Source organism: Tateyamaria pelophila (assembly GCF_019966495.1).
Lineage (GTDB): Bacteria > Pseudomonadota > Alphaproteobacteria > Rhodobacterales > Rhodobacteraceae > Tateyamaria > Tateyamaria pelophila.
Genome location: NZ_JAIMIA010000193.1, coordinates 1 through 5,621, shown reverse-complemented (window position 1 = coordinate 5,621; position 5,621 = coordinate 1). Strand labels below are relative to the sequence as shown.

Here is a 5,621-nt window from a genome sequence, read left to right as displayed (position 1 = left end):
CGGGCCAGCACAGCATCGCTTCGAAGCATAAGGCACCCGCCTTCAGGCGTTTCCGCAACTCCGGAGACCCTCAGAGGAAAGAGATACTTGATCCACAGGCCTGATCAGGCAATCTTCGCGTCAGATGGCAGGCCACTTGGGGAATGTCGGATAAAACCGGTTTTCATCCGCCGTATCCGACTTCACCAAAGTATAAAGTAATCCGTGTGCGACCGAGCGGATTGGCACGATACACGCGAACCCCAGCTTGAAGTTCACTTGATGTGTCCCACCTTGACCTTCCGCGGGGATACGCTCACATCTGAACGTCAGTCTGAGCAGGAGCCCGCAACGTGGCCACACCCCCTTTTGCCGCATTCGAATGGATGATCGCATGGCGCTACCTGCGTGCCCGCCGGGCCGAAGGCGGCGTCAGCACCATGACGTGGATCAGCCTGATCGGGATTACTCTTGCCGTCTTTGCCCTGATCGCGACGCTGGCCGTGCGCTCGGGATTTCGGGCGGAATTCGTCGATACGATCCTCGGGGCGAACGCGCATGTGACAATCTACAATCTTGGCAGCGTCGCCGAGAATGGCCGTCTTGACCGCACCATCACCGACTATGATGCCGCCGCAGACGCGCTGCGCGCCGTGCCCGGCGTGACCCGCGCCGCCCCCCTTGTCCGTGGGCAGGTGATGATCAACCTGCGCGACCGGAACGCCGGCGTTGAGGTCTACGGGATGACCGCCGAAAACCTTGCAAGCCTGCCGCGCATCGCGGACCTGGCCACCTCGCTGGGCGACATTGCTCGTTACGGCGAGGGCGTAGCCATTGGATCGGGCGTGGCACGTGAATTGGGCGCGCAGGTCGGTGACCGGATCAAGTTGATCTCGCCCAACGGGGTCAAAACCGCCTTTGGCACCAGCCCGCGGATCAACGCCTATGAAGTCACCTATGTTTTCTCCGCGGGTCGTTACGATATCGACCGCACACGCGTCTACATGCCCTTGGCCGAGGCGCAATCCTTCTTCAACCGTGAAGGCGTGGTGGACGAGATCGAAGTCATGGTCGAAGTCCCGGAAGAGGTTGACCGATATGCCAGCGCGTTGTTGCAAACCGCCGGAGATCGCGCCCAGATATGGACATGGCGCGACGCGTCGGGCGGGTTTCTGCGTGCGCTGGAGGTTGAGGACAATGTGATGTTCATCATCCTGTCGATCCTTGTTCTGATTGCCGCGATGAACATCGTGTCGGGCCTGATCATGTTGGTCAAGAACAAGGGCCGCGACATCGGCATCCTGCGCACAATGGGTTTGACCGAAGGCTCGATCCTGCGCATCTTTTTTATTTGCGGGGCGTTTACCGGCATCATCGGAACCGCGATGGGCGTGGTTTTCGGCTGCCTCTTTGCGATCTACATCGACCCGCTGTTTTCCTTTGTGAACTACGTCATGGGGGGTGGGGTCTGGGATCCGTCCATTCGCGGGATCTATGCCTTGCCAGCCGAATTGCACCTTGATGACGTGCTCAGTGCGGTGGCTCTTTCGCTTGGCCTGTCTTTTGTCGTGACGATCTTTCCGGCGCGCCGTGCCGCCCGCATGAACCCGGTGGAGGCGTTGCGCTATGAGTGATGCGGTTCTGCGCCTGCAAGGGATCACCAAGACCTACAACAAGGGCCTGCCCAACGCCGTTGAGGTGCTGCGCGGGATCGATCTGGACGTGGGCAAGGGCGAGGTTGTGGCGCTTGTGGCCCCTTCCGGTGCGGGCAAGTCCACGCTGCTGCACATCGCCGGGCTGCTGGATACGGCCGATGCCGGGACGGTGATGCTGGCCGGGCAGGACATGACAGGCCAGTCCGACCGCAAGCGCACGGCGGCGCGGCGCACGGATGTGGGGTTCATCTATCAGTTCCACCATCTGCTGCCCGAATTCACGGCGCTTGAAAACACCGTCTTGCCGCAACTGAGCGCGGGCACGCCCCGCGCTGCGGCAGATGCACGTGCGCATGACCTGCTGGCAAAAGTCGGAATTGACCAAAGGGCCAGCCACAGACCCGCCGCCCTGTCCGGAGGCGAGCAGCAACGGGTGGCGTTTTGCCGGGCCCTGGCCAATGGCCCACGGCTGCTTTTGGCAGACGAGCCGACCGGTAACCTTGATCCGACCACGTCCGATCAGGTCTTTGACACGTTGATGGGATTGGTGCGTGATACCGGGCTGTCTGCGTTGATTGCCACGCATAACCTGGCATTGGCGGCGCGTATGGATCGGACCGTTGCGCTGAAGAACGGCCAGTTGTCGACGTAATTTAAACCTTTGCCGTTTTAAACCATCGAAAGGGAACATTTCGCTTCCCCGCCTTTTGCTCCGCGCCTGCGTTCCTGCCGGGGCATCGCGGTTCATGGTTTTGCGATGGAGAATAGGATGTTCTCAGGTCTGACGCGTGTTTTTGCGGCTTTCGGCCCTTTGGCGGAGATGTTCCGCAGGTCCGACACTCCCCTGCAATCTCGGCCCTTCACAGCCATCGATCCTGAAGACGATTTTACGTTGACTGGCGCGGCTTTGGGCGATGATGACCTGGCTGGATCGGTGATTGGCGAGGCTGACGTGTATGACACGATCAGCGGCCCGGCCTTGGATACCGTGTTCCTTGGCGGTGTGGGCGACGACGGTCTTGGCAAGGGGGGGGGGACGGGACATTGGAATATACAGTGGGGGAGCGGATGCCCTTATCCCCGGATGTGACGTTGAAGATGTGATCACTGTGACGGATTTTGACCTGTCCGATGATCTGTTGATCGTCGAAAGTGAAACACCTGATGACGTGATCATTCTGGGCCAAACCGTCACCGCCAGCGGCGTTTTGGTCAACCTGGCAACCGGCGGTGCGATCTGGTTGGAAGGTTTGGGTGCCCCGATAAACCCCGCGCTCATCGTTGCTCAAATGCCCGGAACGTCGACACTGACTTGACGTAAGCGTAAGGTTTTGCTCTGACTTTCCCCCAAGGCATTATCCGCCGGGGGAAAAGCCATGGCGAGCGTTACACAAGAAGACATCGAACAGACGGTACAGGCTGCCTTGTTGCGCCACGGCGCAGGGGCCTTTGCCGCAGCAGAAGTGGCGCGGGCCGTGGCGCGGGCCGAAGCCTCTGGCAACCGGATTTGCGGTCTTTACTACCTCGAAAGCTATTGCCTGCAATTGGCCAGCGGCCGTGTCAAAGGGGATGTGACCCCTGTCGTCAGCACGCCGCGCCTGGCGACCGTCCATGTCGACGCACAGATGGGGTTTGCGCAACCGGCCTTTGCCTATGGGCTTGCCCCGGCCTTGGATGCCGCCCGCCAGTTCGGTATGGCCAGCCTCGCAGTCGGGCATGCACACACCTGCACCTCGCTGGGATATTTCACCGAACAGATCGCGCAGGCAGGGTTGATCGGTATCGGATTTACCAATGCGTCGCCGATCGTGGCCCCGCCAGGCGGCAAAGCACGCGTGATCGGGACCAACCCGATCGCTTTTTCCGTACCGGATGGGGAAGGCGGGCTGGCCCTGCAATTCGACCAATCCACGACGACCGTGGCTTTGGGCAAGATTACCATGGCCAAGGCTGCGGGACAGCAGATCCCCGAAGGCTGGGCTCTGGACGTGGACGGCCACCCCACGACAGACCCAGAAGCGGCCCTTGGCGGGACGCTCGTGTCGATGGGCGGCTACAAGGGCTGGGGGTTTGGCTTGATGGCCGAGCTGCTGGCGGCAGGCATGACCGGCGGCGTGCTCAGCCGCGACGTCAAACCGCTCAAGGCCCCGGACGGGCCGCCGCATGACTTGGGCCAATACTACATTTTGATCGATCCAAGCACATCTGACGCCTTCGCGGAACGTGTCACGGCGCTGGCTGCGCTCGTGGCCGCAGATGACGGGGCCCGGATGCCGGGACAGAACCGGATGCTGGCCGATCCGGTGGATGTCGACCCGGCAGCCTGGCGCCAAGCGCTTGACCTGGCAGGGCGGAGCGCCTGAGACCTGTGGCGGTCGTCTAAGCCAGCTGAGTCATCCAGACCCCGGCCGCCATCAACGCGATGCCGCCCATGCGGGTGGCACCGAGTGTCGTGGCCTGCGCCCCGAACAACCCGAAGTGATCGACGGCCGCGGCGCTGATCAACTGCCCCAAGAGGACGAAAAAGACCGCATTGCCAACGCCGAACTGTGGCGCGATGTAAGTGATGCTCAGCACATAGAACGCGACAAGGACACCGCCCAGCAGCAAGTGTTTGGGGGCTGCAGCTACCTTGCCGATCCCGCTGCCGCCAAACAGTAGCAGGAACAGCACCGAGGCTGTCAGGGCGACCAGAAACAGCACCGTCGCAGCGGCGGCAGGACTGCCAAGGCGCGTCCCGAGGGCTGCATTCAACGCGGCCAATATCGGAATGCCGACCCCCGCCAGCAACATGATCAATGCGTATTGGGTCATGGGCTCTCTCCCGTTTGGCGACACGAGGGCGGATGATGCATCCGCCTTACGGGCATTGCCGTCCGTGTCACCTGCAAATGCCTTCGATCTCCACCCCGTCCCACGGCAGGCGCACGTCATGTTCGCGCGATTGCGGCAGCGGCGCCAGAGGCATCGCTTGACTGATCAGCGTGTGCAGGCGCTTTGTCCGTGGCGCTTGCGGGTCGAGCGCGCGGCAGCAGACGAACTCTTCGACGATGGAGCCTTGTTGCTCAAATCCGAAGTCACTGAACTGTCGGTCCGCGCTGAGATCGAACAGATAGGGATCGTCACTGAATTGATGTTCCGTCGCTGCCTTGAACGGGGAATAGCCGGTGATATCCCGGTTTTGCCATTGCCAGACGTGGGTCAGTTCGTGTGCCAGCAGCATGGCCGCCACCAGATTCACTTCGTTTGGATAGTCCGCCACATAGTCGTCCAGAAACCAGTCGCGATCAAAGAAAACCCTGGTGTAGAGCGACACTGCCGCTGGTTTGGCCGTGACAATCGCGTCTGTCGGCGGCGGCAGCAAACGTTCACGGCAGGTGGTGCGGGGTCGCGCCTTGCGCCGAAACGTGACGGCCCGTGTCGGTGACCCATTGACCAGTCGAACCTGATCGACGTCCAGCATATCGCCATGCACGGTCTGCGCAAACGCAATCTCGTTTTCCGTCAGCGGACGGCCACAGCCGACCAGCACAGTCAGGATGAGAAATGCGCGCAAGATCATGGGCGCAGTAGGGGTCGTAAGCGTGCCCGGATCAAGGGAAAAACGAACCGCCCCGCGGGATTGTGCATCGCGTTGCAAAACTTGCCCGGGGTGTTTGCGTGACTGCAGTCACTGCGTTGAGAAAACACGGTTTGCCAGTCCGCAATACCCAAAGTTGGTCGTCGCAAGGGCACCCGCTTGCTCCTGGGCAACGTCGACTGACTGTTGCGTGCAATGGTCAGGCTTTGCCGAAAGGGATGACGTCGACAATGGATGTGCGGGTGCACGCCCGGCCAATCGCTCGTTTCGTCGCGCCAATGTGATCAAAAATGATGAGCCGCACGGTTTCTAAACCAGTTGATTGATTAGATTTAGGCAGCACACCCATTAATTCTTGTTTGATTGCATAGTTTTGTGATTCAGTTTCGTTCAAACAACGGGCGGGA

General features: G+C 60.8%; 8 protein-coding genes. 5 read left to right on the top strand and 3 right to left on the bottom strand.

Going from position 1 to position 5,621, the window contains the following annotated elements:
- The first annotated feature begins 365 nt into the window (after positions 1-365).
- The 5 genes from LC354_RS26020 (at position 366) to LC354_RS26000 (ending at position 3,997) form a co-directional block, all read left to right on the top strand.
- Positions 366-1,613, top strand: a complete 1,248-nt coding sequence (locus tag LC354_RS26020) for a lipoprotein-releasing ABC transporter permease subunit (RefSeq protein WP_263289629.1) — start codon at positions 366-368, stop codon at positions 1,611-1,613.
- Positions 1,606-2,286: an ABC transporter ATP-binding protein gene (locus tag LC354_RS26015; protein ID WP_223428870.1), complete on the top strand. Its 681-nt coding sequence runs from the start codon at positions 1,606-1,608 to the stop codon at positions 2,284-2,286. Before LC354_RS26020 ends, LC354_RS26015 begins: the two co-directional genes overlap by 8 nt.
- A gap of 117 nt (positions 2,287-2,403) precedes the next feature.
- Entirely contained in the window at positions 2,404-2,724 is a 321-nt protein-coding gene (locus LC354_RS26010; protein ID WP_223428869.1) for a hypothetical protein, read from the top strand.
- Positions 2,725-2,743: 19 nt separating this feature from the next.
- Entirely contained in the window at positions 2,744-2,950 is a 207-nt protein-coding gene (locus tag LC354_RS26005) for a hypothetical protein (RefSeq protein ID WP_223428868.1), read from the top strand.
- Positions 2,951-3,010: 60 nt separating this feature from the next.
- On the top strand, positions 3,011-3,997 hold the full coding sequence (locus tag LC354_RS26000) for an Ldh family oxidoreductase (RefSeq protein WP_223428867.1): 987 nt from the start codon (positions 3,011-3,013) through the stop codon (positions 3,995-3,997).
- 16 nt (positions 3,998-4,013) lie between these two features.
- On the opposite strand, the gene LC354_RS25995 is transcribed toward LC354_RS26000, so the two are convergent.
- From LC354_RS25995 to LC354_RS25985, 3 genes are all read right to left on the bottom strand, one after another.
- Positions 4,014-4,448, bottom strand: a complete 435-nt coding sequence (locus LC354_RS25995) for a DMT family transporter (RefSeq protein WP_223428866.1) — start codon at positions 4,446-4,448, stop codon at positions 4,014-4,016.
- Between the two features lie 67 nt (positions 4,449-4,515).
- A complete protein-coding gene (locus LC354_RS25990) occupies positions 4,516-5,196 on the bottom strand; it encodes a hypothetical protein (RefSeq protein ID WP_223428865.1) in 681 nt (226 codons plus the stop codon).
- Between the two features lie 217 nt (positions 5,197-5,413).
- Positions 5,414-5,621, bottom strand: a 208-nt coding sequence (locus LC354_RS25985) for a hypothetical protein (RefSeq protein ID WP_223428864.1), incomplete at its 5' end; no start/stop codon positions are given.

Excerpts from the sequence above, each read along its gene's own strand:
- LC354_RS26020 (WP_263289629.1), top strand. The coding sequence starts at position 366 with ATGATCGCATGGCGCTACCTGCGTGCCCGCCGGGCCGAAGGCGGCGTC.
- LC354_RS26015 (WP_223428870.1), top strand. The coding sequence starts at position 1,606 with ATGAGTGATGCGGTTCTGCGCCTGCAAGGGATCACCAAGACCTACAAC.
- LC354_RS26010 (WP_223428869.1), top strand. The coding sequence starts at position 2,404 with ATGTTCTCAGGTCTGACGCGTGTTTTTGCGGCTTTCGGCCCTTTGGCG.
- LC354_RS26000 (WP_223428867.1), top strand. The coding sequence starts at position 3,011 with ATGGCGAGCGTTACACAAGAAGACATCGAACAGACGGTACAGGCTGCC.
- LC354_RS25995 (WP_223428866.1), bottom strand. The coding sequence starts at position 4,448 with ATGACCCAATACGCATTGATCATGTTGCTGGCGGGGGTCGGCATTCCG.
- LC354_RS25990 (WP_223428865.1), bottom strand. The coding sequence starts at position 5,196 with ATGATCTTGCGCGCATTTCTCATCCTGACTGTGCTGGTCGGCTGTGGC.